This is a genomic window from Ignavibacteria bacterium, from assembly GCA_015709655.1.
Taxonomy (GTDB): domain Bacteria; phylum Bacteroidota; class Ignavibacteria; order Kapaibacteriales; family Kapaibacteriaceae; genus OLB6.
Map to the genome: position 1 here is coordinate 2,720,032 of CP054181.1, position 21,942 is coordinate 2,741,973.

Here is a 21,942-nt window from a genome sequence, read left to right on the forward strand (position 1 = left end):
CAAATCATACTCCTAATACATGCGTAAATGGCGGGCCGAGGATTCCTCGGAACTCTATAATGTTCACGGCTGGGGCGTGAGCTACTTTGGCGTGAACGAAGCCGGTAATGTTACTGTTCAGCCACGAAAGAATAAAGGACCGGAAATTGACCTGAAGCAGGTTATCGATGAGGTGGTGGCACGTGACGTGTCGCTCCCGGTTCTGCTTCGGTTTCCGGATATTTTGGATGACCGGATAGAGAAAATCGCGTTATGCTTTGATAAAGCCGGGGCAGACTACGGGTATAATGGCCAGTATTATTCTGTGTACCCCATCAAGGTGAACCAGCAGCGTCCCGTGGTTGAAGAGCTGGTGCGGTACGGAGAGCGGGTTAACATTGGTCTGGAAGCCGGCTCAAAGCCCGAGTTGCACGCCGTCCTTGCAATCATGGGAAACCCGGATGCACTGATTATTTGTAACGGGTACAAGGACGAAGATTATATTGAACTGGCGCTGCTGGCCCAGAAGATGGGAAAGCAGATTTATGTTGTTGTTGAGAAGCTCAACGAACTACGATTAATTAATACGATCAGTAAGCGGCTTGGTGTTCGGCCCAATATTGGCATTCGCATCAAACTTGCTGCATCGGGCAGCGGTAAATGGGAAGAAAGTGGTGGCGACAACAGCAAGTTCGGTTTGAACCCTGCCGAGCTTCTCGAAGCCGTGGATTATGCCCGTAACGAGAATCTTCTGGACTGTCTGCGGCTGATACACTTCCATCTGGGCTCGCAGATCACCAATATCCGAAGAATCAAGAGCGGTTTGCGTGAGGTCAGCGAGTACTACGTGGAACTGATGAAGCAGGGCTGCAATATCGAATTTGTTGATATTGGAGGGGGCTTGGGCGTTGACTATGACGGCTCGAGAAGTTCCTATGCATCCAGCATTAACTACAGCATCCAGGAATACGCCAATGATGCTGTTGCAACAATTGTGGATGCTGCAACCAGGAACTCACTGCCACATCCAAACCTCATCACCGAAAGCGGCAGGGCACTCACTGCCCACCATTCAGTGCTTGTGTTCAACGTTCTTGAAACCGCTAAGGTCCCAGAGTGGGGAGAAACTGACACCGCCGATGATACCGATCACGAGCTGGTTCGTGAGATGCATGGTATTCTTCAGAATATCAGTCCACGGGCAATGTTCGAATCGTGGCACGATGCTCAGCAGGTACGCGAAGAAGCGTTGGACAGGTTCTCGCTCGGGCTGGTGGATCTTGCAGCACGCGCCAAGGTCGAAAAACTATACTGGTCAGTTGCACGGGCTGTGTACGACCTTTCGAAAGAGCTGAAAAACCCGCCGGAAGAACTCAAGCCCCTTCAAAGACTCCTGGCAGAAAAATATTTCTGCAACTTCAGTCTGTTCCAGTCTCTGCCTGATAGCTGGGCAATCGATCAACTGTTTCCAATCATGCCAATACACAGGCTGTGTGAAAAACCAACTCGGATGGCAACGCTGCAGGATATTACATGCGACAGTGACGGGAAGGTTGACAGGTTTATCGGGGGACGCGATTACCGGCAAACGTTGCCGCTACATCCGATGAACTCAGAGCCATACTACCTTGCCGTTTTCCTGGTTGGTGCATATCAGGAAATTCTTGGCGATCTGCACAATTTGTTTGGTGATACGAATGCTGTACATATTGTGATTAAGAACAACACCTACCATATTGAAAATATTATTGACGGGGAGACGGTGGCCGATGTACTGGACTATGTACAGTTCGATGCAAAACGGCTGGTGCGGACAATGGAAACCTGGGTTAATTCATCGGTACAGGACGGGAGGATAAGTAATCACGAAGGGAGAGAATTCCTCAATATTTATCGCTCCGGTCTTTATGGCTATACCTACCTTGAAGAGTAATTATCGTTACGAACCGGTCCTGTTAAAGAACATTGTTCGTACAATACTGATTGCAGCAGCCATGACAGGTGCAATACCTGTCTGCGCCGCCGATATGCCTGTTGTGTATCGTGATGATTTTAGTACCGCGACACAGGTTTGGCCAGTCGGGAATTGGGGCGACAGGATTGCAGGAATTTCTGATGGAATGTATCATCTGCGGAAGCTGAGCCCGGGAGGTCTGTGGTTTATTCCTGCCCCACAGATTTTTCTCGATATCAACGCCGATTACGACATTGAACTGCGTCTGCGCTTTAACTCGGGGCAGAAGGATAAGATCATCGGTATTGGCTACATGGCTGCTGATGTGAACTACGTGAATGTTGTTGGATATACGGCTGACGGCAGCCTGGGTGCTTTTCGAATAAGCTCCGGGAGATACGAAGATGTTGTTACTCCCGTACCATCAGCTTCAGTAAAGCAGAACAATGAGTGGAATACGATTACGGTTCGGCGGAGGGGATCGGCAATTGCAATCGTCATCAATGACGATATCACGACGTATACCGAAGAGCCACGATTATTCGGACGTGCTTTCGGTATCGTGGTTACGGGAAGCATTGCTGTTGAAGCTGATTACATTGAAGTCAGACAAACACAGCAACCAATACGCCTTGCTGCCGATTATCCAAAGGATGTGGTTCGCGAAAACCTTGGGCCGAATGTGAATACCTACAGCGGTGATCTTTCACCGGTCATCACCGCTGATGGACGACAACTGTACATCGGACGCTACCCTTATGAAGGGAATATCGGCCACCCGTCAACCGAAGATATCTACGTAAGTGACCTGCAACCCGACGGATTGTGGGGAAGGATGAGAAATATCGGCCGCCCGCTCAATAACGAAGGGAGCAATTTCCTTATCTCGATTACACCCGATGGGAATACGGCACTGGTGGGGAATACGTACAGGCCTGACGGCCGCCCGCTTTCCGGAGGTGTTAGTATTTCGTACCGAACAGAAGGGGGATGGACGGTGCCAAGGGAAGTTATTATCCGAAATTACTATAACAGAAACAGATTCGCTGAGTATTCACTCTCACCAAGCGGGCAGCAACTGATCATGGCAATTCAGCGTGATGACTCGAAGGGTGATAAGGATATGTATGTGTCGCACCTATTGTCGGACGGCACGTTTTCGGCTCCCCAGCATATCCAAACGCTCAGCACCTGGGGCAACGAAATGAGTCCGTTTGTTGCTGCCGACGGCGTAACGATGTACTATGCTACTGACGGTCTTAAAGGCTACGGTTCGATGGATATCTGGGTCACACGCCGGTTGGACGATACATGGCTGAACTGGACGGAACCCGAAAACATGGGACCAAGCGTAAACAGTGATAAGTGGGATGGTTACTTCACCGTTCCTGCAAAAGGTGATTATGCTTATCTAAGTGCAGCCAACAACACCGATGGCAGCGCCGACATCTATCGTATCCGGTTAACCAAGGGAGTGCGTCCACAACCTGTTTTCCTGGTGCGCGGTCATGTACTGGATGCCGTCACCAGGAAGCCGATTGCCGCCCGTGTTGCATACGAAAGCCTTACACACCGCATGGCTGTTGGAACAGCACGTTCTGCCTTGCCGGAGGGAAGTTACAGTATTGCCCTTCCGTCGGGCGATCTGTACGGCTTCAGGGCTGAAGCCGAGGGATACTATCCGGTTAGTGACCAGCTAGATGCCCGTAAGCTTGAAGAGTATACCGAACTTGAGCGTGATCTGCTCCTGGTTCCGCTCAGAGTTAACGAGACAATAAAGTTATCCAATATCTTTTTTGATTTTGGCAAGAGCACTTTGCGAGATGAATCACTACCCGAACTTGAACGACTCCTTGCATTGCTGCGCTCGCGCCCCTCGCTTGTGATTGAACTGCAGGGACATACCGATAACGTTGGATCGGATGACGCAAACAAGGCGTTGTCGAAAGATCGCGTGGAAGCCGTCAGAACGTATCTGGTCAATAACGGAATTGATGAAAAGCGCCTGATGGCTGTTGGCTACGGTAAATCTAAGCCGGTGGCCTCCAACGATACCGAGGAGGGCCGGCAGCAAAACCGTCGCGTTGAATTTAAAATCGTGAAGATGTGATGGGTGTTCGTGCCGTTGGCATCGCTGTTGTTCTTCTCAGCCTTCCGGCTCTACTGCTGGCATGGGAGCGTGAGGGGCTGCTTACAAACGCTCGTCATCACACCAGTCGGTGGTATCAAGCTATCCTTGGCAATCATGCCAACGTGGATAGCGTGATGCTGTGGATGCGACTGGACTCGTCTGCCTATACCGAGCCGCCAAGTATCGAAGTTTATAATGCCAGGGAATGGATCCGAAAACACTACTTGTTTTCGGATGCTACAGGCAAGGTTGACAGCCGGAGGTATTTTCCGCCAAGGGCTGCAAAAACTGCTGCCGTGGTACGGACGCAGGCCAATGCCACGTGGCACTGCCTGGGACCATTTACTTGGGATAAGGATGCCAAGAAAGCCACCGGCTCTGAAGGTATCGGAGTGGTACGGAGTATTGCTGTTAACCCAAATGCTCCCACAACGTTTCTGGCGGGAACCATTAGTGCCGGTGTGTGGCGCTCTGCCGATGCAGGTTTAACCTGGACTCCGGTGACTGATGGAATCATGGCGCAGGAAGTTCATAAAGTTGCATTCTCTGCAACTGAACCATCGGTTGCCTACGCAGCACTCGATGTTGGCCTGGCCCGATCTGTTGACGGTGGAGCAACCTGGCAGCTGACGTCGCTAGACTCGCGCGCCGATTATCCGGCACTTTCACACGTTGAGTGCATAGCCGTCTCGGCAGCAAATCCACACGTCGTTCTTGTTGCCGTCAATAAACGGCTGCAGCTCAGCAGGGATGCCGGTGCAACATGGCAGGTAATTCCGGGATCGGATGGTACCTACTGGGATCTTGAAGCCAATCCTGCTAAAGGCGAAGAGTTCTACGCCATTCGGAAGGACGGCAACGTTAGCACATTTTGGATTGTTGATGAGAAGGGGCTTTCAACCGGTACTGGTTTACCCAAGCCCGGACAGCTTGATGTAACGCCACGAGCCCTAATTGCTACGTCGGCCGCCGCGCCAAATTCGGTATGGGTGCTGTTTGCAGGTAAAAAGGACAGCGTGGGCGGTATATGGGGGCTGTATAAAAGTGATGACCAAGGGAGAACATTCGGTCGAAGGTGCTGCGGGCCGGATGAACCATCGATGCCAACACCATTGCAACCTAACCTTATTGACTATAATCCAATGGGTCTTGGTCTTGCTCAGGTTACCTGGGATATGGCCTTTGCTGTTTCTTCCACCGATACCAGCTTTATCGTGGCAGGAGGGATTTTTGCCTATGTAAGCAGTAACGGCGGACAAACATGGAAGGCTACTGCACCAATACATTATGATGTTCAGGATGCCGTAATTGTAGGCGACACTCTTTGGGTATCCACCGACGGTGGAATTCAACGAAGCAATGACCGCGGAACCACACTGGAAGACAGAAGTGCCGGCATCTGCGCAGTCGAGGTATGGGGCTTTGGACAGGCACCGGGAACGGGCGTCATGGCAATTGGTGCCTACCATTTACCCATCTTTGTCCGTGACGATGCGGTTTACGACAGCAGGGGGTTCTCGGCTGGATGGTATCCGTGGTCGGGTGCAGATGCAATGATGGCTGATGTTCACCCCGATAATACCCAATGGCTGTACGCAAAGCCGTGGACGAGTGTTCGTGGCTATCGCCATCGTTCTCGTTTTAAAACACCAATAGTTCGGAACCTTGGAATCGAGCTGGGTTACCTTCCGTTCAGCAATGTTGCGTTTCATCCGGTTGAAAGCTACACCATTGTTGCGATTGATCACAATATCCCGGGTGTTGTTAGAACTACCGACAATGCAGAAACTTGGACTACATTAAAAAAGTTCAGTATATCAGGTGTTCATGTGCGTATTGCTGGTAGCCGGCCTGCAACCATGGCTGCTATTGGTGACGGGAAGCTCTGGCACTCTACAGATGTCGGTGCTACCTGGTCCGATATTACGCCTTCAGCTCTGCAAACCCTTGAAAAGCGCATTGTGGATGTTGCCTTTGATAATGAACATCCCGACACATTGTGGATTGTGTTCGGAGGTGGTCAGCAGGATGTTAAGGTCATGCGGACTACCGATGCAGGTGCCTCTTGGCAGGACATAAGTAAGGGGCTTTACAATCTTCCCGTGTATTGCATAAACGTTCAGTCAGCCACAGGAACTGTTTTTGTCGGGACGGCTAATGGTGTTTATTCAATGCCCCCGCAAGATGACGCTGCAGGCCAGTGGCAACCGTATGGAAGCGGTCTCCCAACCTGTCATGTTCACTACGTGCATCCTGATGAAATTGACGGTATGCTGCGGATTGGAACCACTCGCGGCATCTGGGAAGCTGCATTACCTAAGCCTGACACCGTTATTGCCCGCTTTGGGTATGATGCCGACACCGTTCGATGTCAGTATGTTCCGGTGCGCTTTAATGACCGCAGCCCTGTCCCATCTACTGTTGACTCATGGCGACGCTGGCATTTTGAAGGCGGAGATCCGGCCGAGAGCTCTGAGAGGTCACCACAGGTGTTCTACAACACACCCGGCACGTATCAGGTGACTCTCGAGGTTGGTAACAGTGCAGGTACAGACACCTGCCTGGTCAGACGCGCCGTTGTTGTATTAGGTGGTGAATGTGATGTTGTTGATTCCAAACCGGGATCGTGCGTTGACTTAACGTCGGCCGGAGATTTCATAGACCTTGGCAGCTTTAATGAATCAGTAAATGAGTTTACATTCACCGCCTGGGTGAAACCCGTCGGATTCCAAGCTATACACAGCGCCATTCTCTGTTCGGATGTCGTGGGTGACGTACGCGGCGAACTTGGTGTGCAATTTGTGACAGACAGTAATGAGCTTGGGATTTTGTGGAAGGATGCAGACTGGTCATGGAAGAGTGGTTTACGGCTTATTCCGGACCAGTGGAATCATGTTGCGTTCAGTATTAGCCCCACACGTGCACGGCTCATGGTTAACGGAGTAATGGCCGAACAGCCGGGAGTCTATAAGGAGCAGCACCTTGGCTCACTTCAACTCATGCTGGGAACGTATCGCTACTGGGCTGACAGGAATTTTAACGGCTATATCGATGAAGTACGGCTGTACAGAACGTCATTAAGCCGTAACGAGATCCTCTTGCACATGCATCATCCAGCCGATCCGGATGACCCGCGGCTTCTGGCATGGTATCAGTGCAACGAAACCGGTGGCGTAAGCCTGTACGATGTTGCGCAATCCAGGCATGCCATCCTTTCGGGTGGTGCACGGCGTGTGAACTCTGCTATTCCGTATGGCAGTGGAGTTAGCAGTCTTGTACAGGCACCGCTGTCAGATGTTCAAGCCTATCGGATTACGGCACTCGGAGTTCAGGCTGCCGCCACACGTACTGACACAACCATACTCCTCAGCAGGATCAACAGACCAGCCCCTGCCTTTCCGGAACCATCTGTATTGGTTGACGCACGGTACTTTCTTGTTCGTACTGTATCGGCGGCTAGTGACTTCCTTGATATGGTACAGTTTGATGTTTCGGATGTTGAACCGGGTGGCAGCAAACGGGCACCAGTATTTACTGTGTGGCAGCGTCCGGCATACAGTGAGCAGCTCTGGCAGAAGGCACAAGGGTTATCCAGCTATGATTCGACACTGAAGCGGCAGACGCTGAAGTTTAATACCATGATAACGGCAAATGTTGAGCTATGTCTGAGTCTCGATAATGCTCCGGTTAGCGTTCAGGAAACCCGATCAACCCTGCAGGTATTCCCAAATCCGGCTACTGACCATTTAAAAATAGTTAACAGTATCCCGGGTGACCGTATTACCGTTCTTGATTCGTTTGGCAGGATTCTATGGCAGCAGACTGTTGTCGAAAGCCATACGATTATTCCGACGGCACATCTGTCATCCGGCTGCTATTATGTGTTTTCCGGATCACACGGTATTCCGTTCCGAGTTATTCATTAGCGTCCGGTGCACCCATAACACCATCCGGCAGCTCGGGTTTTACCATGACAACAGTCTCCCGGTCAACCACGACTGCACCTACTGCAGCACCCTTGGGCTTTCGTACATACTTACGCTGCGTATAAATCACCGGGGTCCATCCGGCATTCCTTGCCGATGAGTAGTATGCGGCTATTGCCGCTGCCTGTTCAATAACCTTCTTTGGAGGCTTGGATACGGATGGATCCGGACTGCGCAATACACAGTGTGAACCGCTCTGGCCGCGTACGTGAAACCAATAGTCGTTTTGTTTAGCAAACTTCATCGTCAGCTGGTCATTATTCGCGCTGTTTCGTCCAACATACAACGTGTAGTCCTGTTCCAGTTGAAAAATCCGGTACGGAGGGGGAGGGGATGCATGTTTTTGTTTTACGTCCATAGGAATGCTCTCCGGGTGAAGAAGCAACTGCTCCAGTTTTTGAATTTCTGTTTCAAGTCGTGGCAGCCTTAGCAGGCGCTCGTTAGCCGCTGCCTGGGCTTTGCGAGCTTTTTCGTAGTACCGCCGGGCGTTTTCAACAAGGCTGATTTCCGGCCGAAGCTGTACCGTGATTGGTTCGTCGGACCCTGGAAGGGTCAGCTCCAGTGTGTTGACACCTGTCTGCATCGGCACCGGCTGACTTAGGAGCGCATCGCCGATTGATCGTAGTGTTTCTGGTGTTACAGATTTCAGGGCATCGTTTTTCAGTGCGTAATAACTTCGACGAAGTTTTGTGAGCCTGGCCGTGAGCAGGTGTACAGTGGCATCAGTGTCGGTATTTTTACGATCTGCCTTTCGGCGCATAGCCACGATCTGCTGAAGCGCTTCCAGCACGCTGTTAAAGCGGGAAATCACGCTCATGCCTGGAATCGGAATTGCACTCAAAACCGGCACTGAATTATGGTCCAGGATATAAAATTCACGGGATGCCCGAAACCGGGCAATAACGTCTTCTTCTGGCATACCGGCTGATAAAAGAACAGGGGGGAGTTTAATCGGAGCCGATGTTCCCGAAAAGTGCGTGTTGCGAAGCCGGGATGTATGATGCAGTGCGTTGGTGATGACACTGTTACGGGTAACAAGTACATTGCCTTTGCCCCCGGAATAGAAACATGCCTGGATCTGCATATCACCAAAATCAAAAATCAGTATCCTGTCACCACTAAAGGCTGTAACTGATCGTAGCGTATGTCCGGTACATTCAGCAAAAATGTCAATCGTGTTTTTTTTTGCCCGGTAGGCTTCGGAACTCCTGGTAACAGTTCCATAGGTGGGGTCAACACTTAGGGTAATGTACAATTCTTGTCCGCTTTCCGTACAAAACCCGAGTCGGCACGCATTCTTCTCTTGCGTCCATGCACTGCATAGAATCCATCCGCCAATGCAACCGTTCAGTTCTCGTGCGGCATGTTCCAGGGTGAGTGCATGCTTAATCATGGCTTTCGATACCAAGCCATTCCGGCTTTTGCGACGGCAACGTTAGCGTCATTACTTTTTTCCACTCTGCCGAAGCCCCTTTCATCCACTTGGTAAAAGAAGCAACATTCTCCGGAGTGGGGTCAACGCAGCCAAGAAGCCGTGCGCAGCTTATTCGCTGATTATGCGACTTACATTTTTGCCAAATGGGAATAATGTCGGCAATTGTTCGCTTTTCGCCCCGAACGGTACCTTCGACAGCGGAATTACGAACAATTTGTTCCTTATCCATAAAGCACTTTACCAGCAGCAACGGCAGTTCACCCTTGGTGAGCGTACCAATAGCATATCCTGCTCTTGCTCTGACGTAGGGATGCTTATCTGAAAGAAGTTTAGTAACTGCCGATAGTGCGGACGGACTGCCTATCTGGCTCAGGGAAAGTGTGGCTGCACTTCGCAAACCCCACGATGTGTTGCCGGTAACGGTGATGAGCGGCTCAACGAAGGAAATGCTCTTGCAGAGGCCTGCCAGAACGCAGCCCGCACCAATCTTCCCCCGGTCATCCGACTGCATAGCCTTGTGCAAAAAGGCAATAACGGCGGTTGAGTCGGCAGAATAGAGCTTGGGGACAACGTACTCTATGGTCAGGCGTTCGCGTGGCATTTGCGTTCCAAGGTACTGCCACAGACTGTCAAGAATACCGGTACCGAGAGCAACCAGTGAGTCTCGCGCCGGCTTTACGTTTGACTGATACTTTAACGGTGCGGCTGATGCCTGGATAAATAAGCTGTCGAACGACGTAGCCAGTGGCAGTGGTGGCTCTTCGGGTGACGGTGTACTTTGTTTTGTTACCGGCTGCCGTACGGAAGAATCGGAATCGTCAATAAATGTACCATAGGTGGACTGAAGTGACGTAGAATTATTCCGCTGCGTACTTGAGTAGAAGTCAGTACCGTTGGCATCGTAAAAGATACCAATCATGCCCATGCTTCGGCGGAAATCGGAAAAGCCTAACGTATTGGTTGAGTCGCGTGCGGCATACAGATCACTGCCATCCAGATCAGTAAAAATCGATATGGCATTTGCATTCCCGCCGCCCAGACTCAGGCTTTCTACGGCATAGGAGTCATTGCCGGAAACATCGCACAGTAAACCAAGGGCCACATCGTGTCCGCATCCCTGACTAACGCCATGCGAGGAATACACATCGTTGCCGGCGCTATCAACCAGGATACCTGTGGCAAAGTGAACGCCGCTGCCCTGAGCATATTGATGTGCCAGATATTTATCATGTCCGGCATCATCAAGCAGGGCGCCCAGGCCAAACCAGTAGCCAACACCCTGACCAAAGATGTCGCACACATACGTATCGTTGCCAGTGGCATCGTACAGGATACCAATTCCTCCGGAAGCATGTGGCCTGTTTCCCAGTGCCGCTCCCTGAGCAAAGGTTGTAAAGTGATCATTATATCGCAGAACATCAACAACCGGACTTGAGGCAACGTACTGATCGTTGCCTGCAAGGTCTACCAACATACCTGCTCCGCGTGTACCGCCAAAACCCTGAGCCTGTGAATGAGCGTGGTACATGTCCGATCCTGCATTGTCGGCCAGTATGCCGATACCAAAGATGCCGGTGCCCTGGGTGTTTTGTCCGCCGATGTAAAAGTCATTACCGGCGATATCGTGCAAAATTCCAAATCCGAATAAACCGCATCCCTGGCTGAAATTGGCACTTCTGTACGTGTCATTCCCGGCCACATCGATCAGGATCCCAACGCCGAAATAGCCGCAACCCAGGGCCATGTCATTACCATTGTACGTGTCATTACCACCCAGGTCAATAATGCACTGTACCGGATTATTCAGGGCATCTGCTTTCGAGGATGGACCGATCGTATAAATGTCATCACCACCCGGATCAAAAATCAGCGCATAGGTTCCATGGTACACATCTGACCCGGTGGTACCGATAGCCACCAGGCCGGCGGGAGTCTGGTAAACGTGAACTGCTGTATCAGATCCGATGCTGCCCGGAGTTGCCTGAATATTGCCGATGTGGGTTATTGCCTGCAGATACAGTTCTGCACCACTGCGGTACACGTTTTCAAACCATGCCGGCTGTGCAAGGTTAAAGTAATCGCTCACCTCTTTAAACTGTTCGCGCTCAGCTCGGTACGTGTCAAACAGCGATGCTTTTTCGTTGCTGCCCGATTCAAGCCAGAGTGAATCTGACCATCGTTCAACCATCGGTGTATTGCGAACGCGCTTGCGGGCATCTGCTGCCGCTGCCTTGGCAGTAATAATCCGGTTTAGCAAAGACTGCACGATAATATGCGTACCGTTGTCGGTGATTTCAGTGGGCCGTCCATGAAGATCAGTAATGGCCACCGGCAGTTGTGATGGTGGTGCTCCAAACAAATGCAGTGGTGAGTAGCCCACCTCTGTTAACCGTATAAGGTCAGAAAACAGGACCGGATCGGCATGAGTAAGCATTGAAACGGCTTCGCTGCTCAGCCTGCGCGCAACCGAAATGCTTCCGAGCGGATGAGTAAACAAACTGTCATGGAACCTTGTTCTGTGCGGATCGGCTTTTACCCAGTCGTACGGCAGATAAATATCGGAGTCTGACATGCCAAGCCGTTCCATGGCAGAGTGAATGTGCTGAGTAAGACTGGGTTGTGCCGCACAGACAAGGACTGGAAAGAACAGCGGGATGAGAACAAAACGCATACGTAATAAACAATGTTAGTGGCCGTTACGAAGCAGGATCTCGATTGTATCCGCCCCGGCTTGTTGTGAAGAGTAACGTGTAAATCGGTCAAAAGGAATATTCGATGACCGTCCGGATTCAATGCGTACCGGTGCGGTGTGCAGGTGCAGTTCATCAACCAGGTCCAGTGCAAACAGCCATGCTGCTAAGCCGGGACCCGGTTCACACAAAATACCGGTTATCCCGTTCAGCGTCAGTGCTTTCAGCTGGTCAATAAAGTGTGAACGGTCGGCCGTGGTAAAGGTAGTGATGACTTCATACGTTGGATAAACAGAACGGGTTTGGTACAGATACGAATCGGAGGGAAGTCCCTGAACAGAACTTACTACGATACGTGCGGGGTCCCGACCCTGAACATAGCGGACGTTGAGCCGGGGGTTATCGGCAATGACGGTGCCCATGCCTACCATAACGGCGTCGAACTCCGCCCGCAGCCTGTGCACCTCGGTTTGGGCCTCAACCCCTGTAATGCTGATGGGGGAGCGCTCGAGCGGAGCCATGATACCATTGGAGCTTTGGGCAATCTTAACCACGATGTACGGCATCCCGGTTGTTACAGTCTTTATGTAGGCTCTGTTTATTCTGGTAATGGTATCTGTGGCGGCTCCATGGTGAATAAAGGCACGAACTCCGTGTGTGAGCAGAAAATCGATACCGCCTCCGCGGACCGTCGGGTTAGGGTCGGCCATTCCTGCAACAACCGTCTGGATACCAGACTGTACGATTCTGTGTGTGCACGGAGGCTGTTTGCCGCTATGGTTGCATGGTTCCAGTGTTACGTACAGTACAGCCTCGGCTGGTATGCTATGCAGCTGATTGAGTGCATGCACCTCTGCATGTTGTTCACCGTACCGTTCGTGCCAACCCTCGGAGAGAATTGTTGACCCAACAGCAACAACAGCACCAACACGCGGATTCGGACTCGTGGTACCCGTACCGTTTAGCGACAGCCGGGCTGCCCGTGCAAGCATTTCATCACACAGTTGTTTACTTGGATACTCTGCCATACCCATGGTTTACCGGGGAGGCCATGAAATGTTCAAATCGGTTCTGTAGGGTTTGGGGTGAGCCGGAATCAAAAGCTCTACATGGTAATCGCCGTCACTAACCCGTACCCCCTGAAGGTTTCTGCCATTCCATGGAATAACATACCGCTGCATCTGGTTGGGTGTTTGCGGTTCAACAGTGCTAACAAACTGTAAGAAGTTGCGTTCGTAATCTGACCTGTACACAACAGTCCCGGCTTCGTCGGTAATGATGATTCGGAAGACTTCGGACGACGGGAGGTATTCGCCTGGCGGAACAAAAATGCGCTTTGCAACAGCTCCAATCTCCATCGTTGTATCGTTAACGGCATGCGAAAATGCAGTGAGTTCAAGAGGTTCGATCACCTCGTAAGTAAGATGCGTTCTGAATACAAGATGTTCCTCCGGCGTAACGACCGAAACATCAGCCCAGCAGCTCTTGCTGGCGACGGCAGGCTTGGTATCCCATGTTGCATTCCCAGTCAGGTGAATTGTTTCTCCTACGCCCGGTGCACCTGCCGTACTAAGCGAGAACGTGATGATATCGTTCATACTATTCTCGTCTGCGCCTACTGCAGCCTCTACATACTTTACATATTTACCCGACGTTCGCAGGGTTGGTGTTCCAATAAAGCTGATATTAACTGTTCCGTCTGTAAGCTTTACTGCTCGTAAATCGTACACTGGTTCGTTAACCCGAAGGGCTTTGCCAGAGCGCACGAAGTCACTATGAGCTACGCGTACACAGCCGGTGGTAGAAATGGTGACGATCGTAATGATGACGAGTAAGGAGCACCACCGATGTAAGCGTGATCGTATCATGCTGCAAAAATAGCCGATTCTATCACTTCAGCTGTGGTGCGGGCGGCCTGCGCTGCAGTGTGTAGCACATGGTGGTGACCGAGAACAGGCAGCTGTACTTCGGATGTTGTATTGGTAACAACGGCAAGAGCAATACAGGACAAGCCAAGTGTGCGTGCTGCCGTCAGCTCGGGAACCATACTCATGCCGATGACGTCGGCACCCATCCGACGAAACATTCGGATCTCAGCCCGGGTTTCGTATTGTGGACCACGGGTCTGGACGTAGGTAACACTACGTAACCCTAGCCCCTTTCTCAGACAAGCCTCGCGGGTTGCACCTGCCCAGTCGCGGTTCACAGGGAAGCGTCCGGCAGTACCGAGTGAATCTATCATCCCAATAACATCATCAATGATTGTAACATCGGCTGCTTGAAGCGAACGGTTGAGCGCACCAACGGCACTGGTAACGATGAGGTGGGTAACGCCCTGCGACTTCAGGTATTCCAGTGGTCGTGCCAGAGTGGTCTGGCTGTGTCCTTCGTATTGATGCAGGCGCCCGCTCATGACCAGGGCCTGCTGGGTACCAATCTGCTGCATGCCAATGGTACCGTTATGTCCGGCAACAGTTGTAGCGGGTACACCCGGTATAGAATCAAATTGAATACTGTCACCGGTTGGTGTTCCTATCGTGATACCACTACCGGCGATAACGGCAACGAGGGGCATACCGAAATATATTGCTTCTAAACGAAATCCTACTGTAAAAAACGATTTGCAATGGTTTATCAGTCGGCACAACCCTAATTTCGCTCATGATAAAAAGCATGACGGGGTTTGGAAAGGCCCAAGGTGAAGTACTGGGAAGCACGGTTACGGTAGAAATAAAAAGTGTGAACGGACGCTACCTGGAACCGTCCGTGCGCCTTCCTAAGGAGTGGGCACATATTGAACAGGGTATCCGTGAAGTGATACGGGACCGTATCAGCCGTGGCAGTGTGAACGTTTTTGTACGGAGAGAATCAACGCTGGCCACCGATGATGTTGTTGTGAATATCCCTGCAGCAGAGGCCTACGTTGTGGCACTGCAAACCATACAGAATGAACTCAATCTGCCCGGCACCATTGGTATTGAAATGGTTGCACGGTACGATGCAGTGTTCCGTGGCGTGGCCGATGCCGATGCCGATGCCTCGAAAGAACTCCTGCCACTCGTCTCTATGGCAGTTGATGGTCTGGACGTCATGCGGACAAACGAAGGTGCTATTCTCGCCAATGATATGGCTGAACGCCTGGAGTCAATTACCACCATGCTCACCCGTGCCGAAAACCTCAGTGCACAACGCATTCCACTGGAAAGGGAACGCCTCAGAGAGAAAGTCCGTCAGCTCATGAATGACGAAGCTGTCGACGAACAGCGACTCCAGCTGGAAATTGTTCTTTTGAGCGAAAAGCTGGATGTGAGTGAAGAAAGTGTTCGTCTGCGAAGCCATATTAAACATTACCGTGCCGACCTAGAGAAAGGCGGAGCCGTTGGACGACGTCTGAACTTCTTGGTGCAGGAAATGAACCGCGAAGTAAACACCATCGGAAGCAAGGCTGCCGATGCTGACATTGCACTCCTGGTTGTGGGAATGAAGGAAGAACTGGAACGGATTCGTGAACAAGTGCAAAACATAGAATGAGCAAGAGCCTGATTGTGCTGAGCGCACCCAGCGGCGCAGGCAAAACAACGGTTGCCCGACACTTGCTCCAGGTGTTTCCCATGCTTCGGTTTAGCGTCAGCGCCACAACCCGGCCAAAACGACGCGGTGAAGTTGATAAAAAAGATTATCACTTCTTGTCGCGTGATGAATTTAAACGTCGCATCGAACAGGGCGATCTCATCGAGTACGAAGAGATCTTTGGTAATTACTACGGAACCCTGAAAAGTGTTGTACAGGAATCCCTGACCCGCCGTGAATTTATTCTGTTCGATGTTGATGTGAAGGGGGCTTTAAGTTTGCGTACAGCATTCCCCAACGATTCGCTGCTGATTTTTGTTGCTCCTCCGGATATGCAGACACTGGCAGAAAGACTGCGGAACCGAAGAACGGAAACTGAAGAACAGATACAAATGCGTCTGGCTCGTGCCGAGATGGAGATGGGGCATATCGATGCATTTGACCATGTTCTGGTCAATTCAGTTCTGAACCAAACGCTGGAATCTGCAGAAACCATTGTCCAAAAAAACATTGCGGGATCGGGAGAGCAACAGCAGTTAGAGCTATGATCCGGATTCTTTCCAGCATACTGCTCATTAGTGTGGTTATGCAGACAGTTGTTCATGCACAAACCACCGAGATTACCACCCACGGTGATACCGCTGTCACGGTGCAGGCACCATCGCCAGTGCTGCCGGTTCAGGCTCCTCCGGTACAACTCGGCTATTCGGTGTGGATGCAAACGGTGCCAATCATGGAGATTGTTGGCATTCATGCCGATGTGCGGCTCCTTCATCCGTTTGGTGACGGCGGTTTTCGGAGCATTGGCATACGAGCAGGTATCGGCTACAGCTTATTCACCCCGCACTTCGCACCGGTGATGCTGCAGGCACTGTGGGGCTCGGTACACAATCTGGAAGTTTGTATTGGCACCAGTATTCCGCTGAATCCGGTGTACGGAACGCATGCTGAAAAACCGTTAACATGGCGGAATAAAATTGTTAACCCGACTGCATCGGTGGGATATCGGTACGAGAGCCCTGGGGGCGGCGTACAGTACCGGGCCGTTGTAAACCTGCTGTATCTGCCCGGACCGTCTCCAGGAGTTCTGCCAAGCCTTGGCGGCTCTATTGGGTGGTGGTGGTAGGGAAGGCATCGTACTGCGACACACCTCCGGTCAGGTAGACAATGTGTTCTGCCCTATTTTTGCCGTCTATGGAGAACGTTACGCAGAAAGAACACCGCTCAAACGGAAAGAAGTCGCCACGGAATGATCGTGCCGCTGAGGCTCTTCACGATTACCGGATTGCCGTACTCTCCAGACAGGCCTCGCTGCTGGGCCGACGTGAGGTGCTAACAGGCAAGGCGAAGTTCGGAATTTTCGGCGACGGCAAGGAAGTGGCGCAGTTGGCTATGGCACGGGCCTGTAAACCAGGCGACTGGAGATCGGGATACTACCGAGACCAGACGTTTATGTTTGCTACCGGTGCCAGCGACGTCCAGAAGTTCTTTGCACAGTTGTATGCTCACCCGAGTATCGAAGATGAACCGGCATCGGCAGGGCGCTCCATGAATGGTCACTTCGCCTCTCGCTTTATTAATCCGGAAACCGGCTGGCTTCCTCAAACCACATCGGTGAATATTAGTGCCGACGTAAGCCCGACCGGATCGCAAATGCCAAGACTTGTAGGGCTTGCCTACGCAAGCGTGTTGTACCGTGAGCTTGAAGAATTAAAGCAGTTTACTATGTTCTCCGTGAATGGCAACGAAGTTGCATTCGGAACTATTGGTAATGCATCCGCTGCGGAAGGAATGTTCTGGGAGTCTGTCAATGCGATTGGTGTGTTAAATGCGCCGGTGGTGATGAGCATCTGGGACGATGGTTACGGTATCAGTGTTTCAAATGAATTTCAACATACCAAGGCCGACGTGGGGAGCCTGCTATCGGGATTCGAACGCACCGAGGGTGGTAAAAGCGGTTATCGTATCCACCGCGTAAAAGGATACGACTATCCTGCGTTGGTTGATGTGTATGTAAAAGCTGCCAACGAGGCACGCCAACACCATATCCCGCAACTTATCCATGTTACCGATGTTACTCAGCCGCAAGGCCACAGTACCAGCGGATCTCATGAACGCTATAAAAGCAAGGAACGTCTGCAGTGGGAAATCGATTCCGACTGCATTACCCACATGCGGAACTGGATCATTCAACAAGGGTATGCAACCGCAAACCAAATGGATGAAATTGACAACCAGGCCGTTACCGAAGCTGCCAACGCTAAGCAGGCTGCGTGGGAAGCATATAGCGAACCAATCAAACGGGACGTTGATCAGGCATGCAGGTTACTGCAGGACTTGGGGCAAACCGAGATTGCCATTGAACTGCAGCAAATCCGCGAACCATTCCGAAAAGATATTATGGTGGCTACCGCCAGGGCGCTGGAGGCTACCTACGGACAGAACTCGGCAGAACGCGAAGCACTCCGTGAATGGCGGACGGATTATAACAAAAGCATACAACCGTTGTACTCTGATAATCTGAAACGTCCGTACAGCTATGGTCCGAATTCCGGTTTTACACATGGCCAAGCCCCGTACATTATTCCACCGGTCTTTCAAGCCGATTCGCCGCAGGTTAATGGCAGCGAACTGCTGAATGCCTGCTTTGACGCCAATTTTGGTCGAGACCCGCGACTAATTGCCTTTGGCGAAGATGTAGGACAGCTTGGAGATGTTAATCAGGGATTTGCCGGACTTCAGGCTAAGTACGGCGCACTGCGTATTTCGGATACCGGCATTCGTGAAGTTTCGATTGTTGGACAGGCTATCGGAATGTCGATGAGGGGGCTCCGACCGATTGCAGAAATTCAATATTTAGACTATCTGCTGTATTCGCTTCAGATCATGAGTGATGATTTGGCAACGGTTGAGTGGCGCACACGCGGCGGACAGCGGGCTCCAGCAATCGTGCGTACGCGCGGTCACCGGCTGGAGGGCGTCTGGCACAGCGGCTCTCCAATGGCTGGCATTATCAGCCTTGTGCGTGGGATTACCGTGTGCGTACCGCGTAACATGCTGCAAGCAGCAGGTATGTACAACACGTTGTTCAGAGAGGATCAGCCGGCACTTGTGATTGAGGTTCTTAGCGCCTACCGTTTGAAAGAATTGCTGCCATCGAACGTTGGCGACTTCATGGTTCCCATGGGTGTGCCCGAAATCGTAAGGCATGGCGGTACCCGGGCAGCCGTAACGCTGGTTACCTATGGTGCATGCGTGCGTGTGGCACTCGAAGCCGCAACGCGCTTGGCAGCCCTTGGAATCGAGATTGACGTAATTGATGTGCAGACGCTGCTTCCGTTTGATACCGAAGGTATCATTGCCACACGACTGAAAGAAACAAATAAACTGATAGTCTTGGACGAAGATGTTCCCGGTGGCGCTTCGGCCTATATCCTGCAGACACTTCTTGAGCGCGACAATGCATGGTGGTGGCTTGATGTGCCGCCGAAAACCATTACGGCTACCGAACACAGACCCGCATACGGTACAGACGGCGGCTATTGGAGTAAACCTGAAGCAGAAGATGTTATTGAGACTGTTCTTGCAATAGCAGGCGTATAGGCTGCACGACAGCCATGAGCGTTGATTACTGACATGGTAGAAACAGAAACCACTACTGCGCGGTGTAAACATTGTGGTGATCACATTGGTTCAGCCGATATGGCAGCGCGAATTGGTGATGATGTTTTTTGCTGCTCGGGATGCGCCAGCGTGTTTGAAATACTTTCATCGCATAATCTGTGCAGTTATTATTCGATCGATGCTTCAGCGGGCAACTCACAACGCAACGTCGCAGCTGACACTACTGATTACGACGCTCTTGATACACCGGAAATACTGAAAAAATTTACGGAGTGGAAGAGCGGAGACCTACAGCGAATCTCGTTCTACGTACCGTCAATGCACTGTGCATCGTGTGTATGGCTCCTGGAACAACTTCACAAGATAGACGAAGGAATCCGTCACTCCGATGTAAGCTATTTGAATAAGACGGTAGCAGTTGAGTTCAACTGTACGATCACACAGGCATCCAGTATTGCACGCCTGCTCTCACATGTGGGATATCCTCCGCTCCTAAACATTGAAGGCGACGAACAGCAGCGATTTAGTGCACGCCGCCACGTGTTGCGGGGACTGTATCTGCGACTGGGTGTAGCCGGGTTTGCAATGGCAAATATCATGATGATTGCCGTTGCAGTATATTTTGCCGGTGGAATCGCCGGTCTTCCGTCCGAGTTGCAGGAAATCTTTCCGTGGACGGCCATTGCGCTGTCTGTACCCGTGTATTTCTTCAGTGCTTCACCTTGGCTGAAAGGGGCTTTGGCGGCGTTGAAACAATTGCCCCGAAGGGGTCTGCAGACAGTAACGCTTGATGTTCCGGTAGCACTAGGTATGACGGCGCTCTTTGTGCGCAGCATTGTTGAAATTGTAACCGGAACCGGCGAAGGATTCCTTGACTCTTTTGTTGGTCTTGTGTTCTTTCTGCTGGTAGGCCGTCTGCTGTTAGAAAAAGCCTACGCGCGGATTTCATTCAACCGTACATACAAGTCATTCTTTCCCCTGTGGGTGCGCCGCGAGAAGAGAGCATCGGAAGAAATCGTTCCACTAGAAAAGATAACGGTTGGAGACATACTGATTATCCGCAATGGTGAAGTAATACCGGCCGATGGTATTCTGATGGGGGATACAGCATTCATTGACTATTCGTTTGTTAGCGGTGAAAGCCGTCCGGTAGTGGTGCGGAATGGCCAATTGCTGTACGCCGGAGGGAAAGCTGCCGGTGGACTGATACGGATGGTTGCCACATCGACCGTTCAACACAGTTATCTGGTGAAGCTGTGGGAGCGAACAGCAGTCAGAAATTCCGGCTCGGTGTACGAAACCATGAGCAACACCTTTGGACAGTGGTTTACGATAGCTACGATTCTGATTGCGCTCACAGCGTTTGTTGTTTGGCTCCCGGATACATCGAGTGCTTTCCTGGTCTTTTCGGCAGTCCTCATTATTGCCTGTCCATGCGCACTCACCATTGCTGCCCCGATAGCGCTGGGTACGGCAATGGGTGTACTTGGAGCAAAAGGGATATTCCTGCGGACTGCCAATACGCTGGCCGATCTGCTCCGAGTTCGGGCTGTTGCATTTGATAAGACCGGGACACTGACAGAAGCCATTTCGGAACCGGACTTTTCGGCATTGGCGGTTTCGGATACGGAACGTCAGATGGTTGGTTGCCTGGCAAGCCAGAGCAGCCACCCCGTTGCGCGTACCATTGCCCGACACTGTACGTACAATTCAGCAACCATGTATGCTGTGGATGTACATGAAGTTGCTGGAGATGGGATCAGTGGTACGGTAAACGGAGCCGATATTCGGATAGGTACTGCCGGGTTTGTGCAGCATCACGATACCGTTGCGGCAACCCACATTAGTATCAATGGAGACTATCGGGGTTATGTTCGGCAGACGCCCACGCTGCGTCAAGGCATTGTAAACCTTCGTCGGCTGCCAAACAGACTCTTATTGAGTGGCGATACAGACCAGGACAAGGAGCTGTTTGAGGCTGTGTTCGGGCAGCAAATGTTTTTTGGCCTGAAACCCGATGAAAAGCGTCAGCTGATTACCCGGGTACAGCATGAAACCGGGCGTATTCTCATGGTGGGTGATGGGCTGAATGATGCAGCGGCCATGGCAGCCGCCAACGTATCGATAGCCGTGACAGACCATACTGGTACATTGGCGCCCGCAAGCGATGTTGTTATGAATGCATCACGGATCCAGGATATTCCGGCCCTTCTAACCTATGCCAGGCAGATACATCGTGTTGTGTGGGCCACCTTCGTGTTTTCACTCGCGTACAACGTCCTTGGCATCGGACTGGCCGTCATTGGACGTCTCACACCGGTTATGGCGGCCATCATGATGCCCGCAAGCTCACTGATTGTAATTGCGATGAGTGTGGCTGGCGCTCACTACTATGCACGGAACCACGTATGGCAGTAATTGTAATTCTGTTCTTCTGCAGCTTGCTCGTTGCCGGTGGCTTTTTAGTAGCGTTTATTTTGGCCACACGTCGCGGACAGTACGACGACGTAGTAACCCCGCCACATCGGATTATGGATGATGAGTAGGGAAGCTGGGCAGTCTTGTGTCCCAGC

Annotated in this window: 14 protein-coding genes; 9 read left to right on the forward strand and 5 right to left on the reverse strand. The window is 51.5% G+C overall.

The features are described from left to right. Positions 1–19 precede the first annotated feature (19 nt). Genes speA through HRU79_11020 form a run of 3 tightly spaced genes read left to right on the forward strand, consistent with a single transcriptional unit; the run spans position 20 to position 7,990 of the window. Positions 20–1,912 (forward strand): biosynthetic arginine decarboxylase, encoded by a 1,893-nt coding sequence (gene speA / locus HRU79_11010; protein ID QOJ27141.1) that lies wholly within the window; start codon positions 20–22, stop codon positions 1,910–1,912. Further along, positions 1,887–4,043, forward strand: a complete 2,157-nt coding sequence (locus HRU79_11015; GenBank protein ID QOJ27142.1) for an OmpA family protein — start codon at positions 1,887–1,889, stop codon at positions 4,041–4,043. Before speA ends, HRU79_11015 begins: the two co-directional genes overlap by 26 nt. Continuing rightward, on the forward strand, positions 4,040–7,990 hold the full coding sequence (locus HRU79_11020) for a PKD domain-containing protein (GenBank protein ID QOJ27143.1): 3,951 nt from the start codon (positions 4,040–4,042) through the stop codon (positions 7,988–7,990). Before HRU79_11015 ends, HRU79_11020 begins: the two co-directional genes overlap by 4 nt. On the opposite strand, the gene HRU79_11025 is transcribed toward HRU79_11020, so the two are convergent. Genes HRU79_11025 through HRU79_11045 form a run of 5 tightly spaced genes read right to left on the reverse strand, consistent with a single transcriptional unit; the run spans position 7,980 to position 14,750 of the window. Next, a complete protein-coding gene (locus tag HRU79_11025) occupies positions 7,980–9,443 on the reverse strand; it encodes a fibronectin/fibrinogen-binding protein (GenBank protein ID QOJ27144.1) in 1,464 nt (487 codons plus the stop codon). The genes HRU79_11020 and HRU79_11025 overlap by 11 nt on opposite strands. Continuing rightward, positions 9,436–12,156 carry a HEAT repeat domain-containing protein gene (locus HRU79_11030; GenBank protein ID QOJ27145.1) on the reverse strand — a complete coding sequence of 907 codons (2,721 nt, stop codon included), beginning with the start codon at positions 12,154–12,156 and terminating at the stop codon, positions 9,436–9,438. The genes HRU79_11025 and HRU79_11030 overlap by 8 nt, the downstream gene beginning before the upstream one ends. Before the next feature lie 15 nt (positions 12,157–12,171). Beyond that, entirely contained in the window at positions 12,172–13,203 is a 1,032-nt protein-coding gene (ribD, locus tag HRU79_11035; GenBank protein QOJ27146.1) for a bifunctional diaminohydroxyphosphoribosylaminopyrimidine deaminase/5-amino-6-(5-phosphoribosylamino)uracil reductase RibD, read from the reverse strand. A gap of 9 nt (positions 13,204–13,212) precedes the next feature. Continuing rightward, complete coding sequence (locus HRU79_11040) at positions 13,213–14,043, reverse strand: hypothetical protein (GenBank protein ID QOJ27147.1); 831 nt, start codon at positions 14,041–14,043, stop codon at positions 13,213–13,215. Continuing rightward, positions 14,040–14,750: a purine-nucleoside phosphorylase gene (locus HRU79_11045; GenBank protein QOJ27148.1), complete on the reverse strand. Its 711-nt coding sequence runs from the start codon at positions 14,748–14,750 to the stop codon at positions 14,040–14,042. The genes HRU79_11040 and HRU79_11045 overlap by 4 nt, the downstream gene beginning before the upstream one ends. Positions 14,751–14,836: 86 nt before the next feature. Between HRU79_11045 and HRU79_11050 the strand changes: the two genes are divergently transcribed. From HRU79_11050 to ccoS, 6 genes are all read left to right on the forward strand, one after another. Beyond that, a complete protein-coding gene (locus HRU79_11050; protein ID QOJ27149.1) occupies positions 14,837–15,706 on the forward strand; it encodes a YicC family protein in 870 nt (289 codons plus the stop codon). After that, the gene (gene gmk / locus HRU79_11055; protein ID QOJ27150.1) at positions 15,703–16,293 is read left to right on the forward strand and encodes a guanylate kinase; all 591 of its coding nucleotides are present in this window, start codon (positions 15,703–15,705) and stop codon (positions 16,291–16,293) included. The genes HRU79_11050 and gmk overlap by 4 nt, the downstream gene beginning before the upstream one ends. After that, positions 16,290–16,871, forward strand: coding sequence for a hypothetical protein (locus HRU79_11060; protein ID QOJ27151.1), 582 nt, complete (start codon positions 16,290–16,292; stop codon positions 16,869–16,871). Before gmk ends, HRU79_11060 begins: the two co-directional genes overlap by 4 nt. Positions 16,872–16,939: 68 nt before the next feature. Next, on the forward strand, positions 16,940–19,348 hold the full coding sequence (locus HRU79_11065) for a transketolase (GenBank protein QOJ27152.1): 2,409 nt from the start codon (positions 16,940–16,942) through the stop codon (positions 19,346–19,348). A gap of 33 nt (positions 19,349–19,381) precedes the next feature. Next, positions 19,382–21,787, forward strand: a complete 2,406-nt coding sequence (locus HRU79_11070; protein ID QOJ27153.1) for a heavy metal translocating P-type ATPase metal-binding domain-containing protein — start codon at positions 19,382–19,384, stop codon at positions 21,785–21,787. Then, positions 21,778–21,915 carry a cbb3-type cytochrome oxidase assembly protein CcoS gene (gene ccoS, locus HRU79_11075; protein QOJ27154.1) on the forward strand — a complete coding sequence of 46 codons (138 nt, stop codon included), beginning with the start codon at positions 21,778–21,780 and terminating at the stop codon, positions 21,913–21,915. The genes HRU79_11070 and ccoS overlap by 10 nt, the downstream gene beginning before the upstream one ends. Positions 21,916–21,942: the final 27 nt, after the last annotated feature.

Bases quoted from the DNA above. Each gene is read 5' to 3' on its own strand.
- HRU79_11030 (QOJ27145.1), bottom strand. From the start codon at position 12,156: ATGCGTTTTGTTCTCATCCCGCTGTTCTTTCCAGTCCTTGTCTGTGCG.
- speA (QOJ27141.1), top strand. From the start codon at position 20: ATGCGTAAATGGCGGGCCGAGGATTCCTCGGAACTCTATAATGTTCAC.
- HRU79_11070 (QOJ27153.1), top strand. From the start codon at position 19,382: ATGGTAGAAACAGAAACCACTACTGCGCGGTGTAAACATTGTGGTGAT.
- HRU79_11015 (QOJ27142.1), top strand. From the start codon at position 1,887: ATGGCTATACCTACCTTGAAGAGTAATTATCGTTACGAACCGGTCCTG.
- HRU79_11065 (QOJ27152.1), top strand. From the start codon at position 16,940: ATGGAGAACGTTACGCAGAAAGAACACCGCTCAAACGGAAAGAAGTCG.
- HRU79_11045 (QOJ27148.1), bottom strand. From the start codon at position 14,750: ATGCCCCTCGTTGCCGTTATCGCCGGTAGTGGTATCACGATAGGAACA.
- gmk (QOJ27150.1), top strand. From the start codon at position 15,703: ATGAGCAAGAGCCTGATTGTGCTGAGCGCACCCAGCGGCGCAGGCAAA.
- HRU79_11040 (QOJ27147.1), bottom strand. From the start codon at position 14,043: ATGATACGATCACGCTTACATCGGTGGTGCTCCTTACTCGTCATCATT.
- ribD (QOJ27146.1), bottom strand. From the start codon at position 13,203: ATGGCAGAGTATCCAAGTAAACAACTGTGTGATGAAATGCTTGCACGG.
- ccoS (QOJ27154.1), top strand. From the start codon at position 21,778: ATGGCAGTAATTGTAATTCTGTTCTTCTGCAGCTTGCTCGTTGCCGGT.
- HRU79_11050 (QOJ27149.1), top strand. From the start codon at position 14,837: ATGATAAAAAGCATGACGGGGTTTGGAAAGGCCCAAGGTGAAGTACTG.
- HRU79_11025 (QOJ27144.1), bottom strand. From the start codon at position 9,443: ATGATTAAGCATGCACTCACCCTGGAACATGCCGCACGAGAACTGAAC.
- HRU79_11060 (QOJ27151.1), top strand. From the start codon at position 16,290: ATGATCCGGATTCTTTCCAGCATACTGCTCATTAGTGTGGTTATGCAG.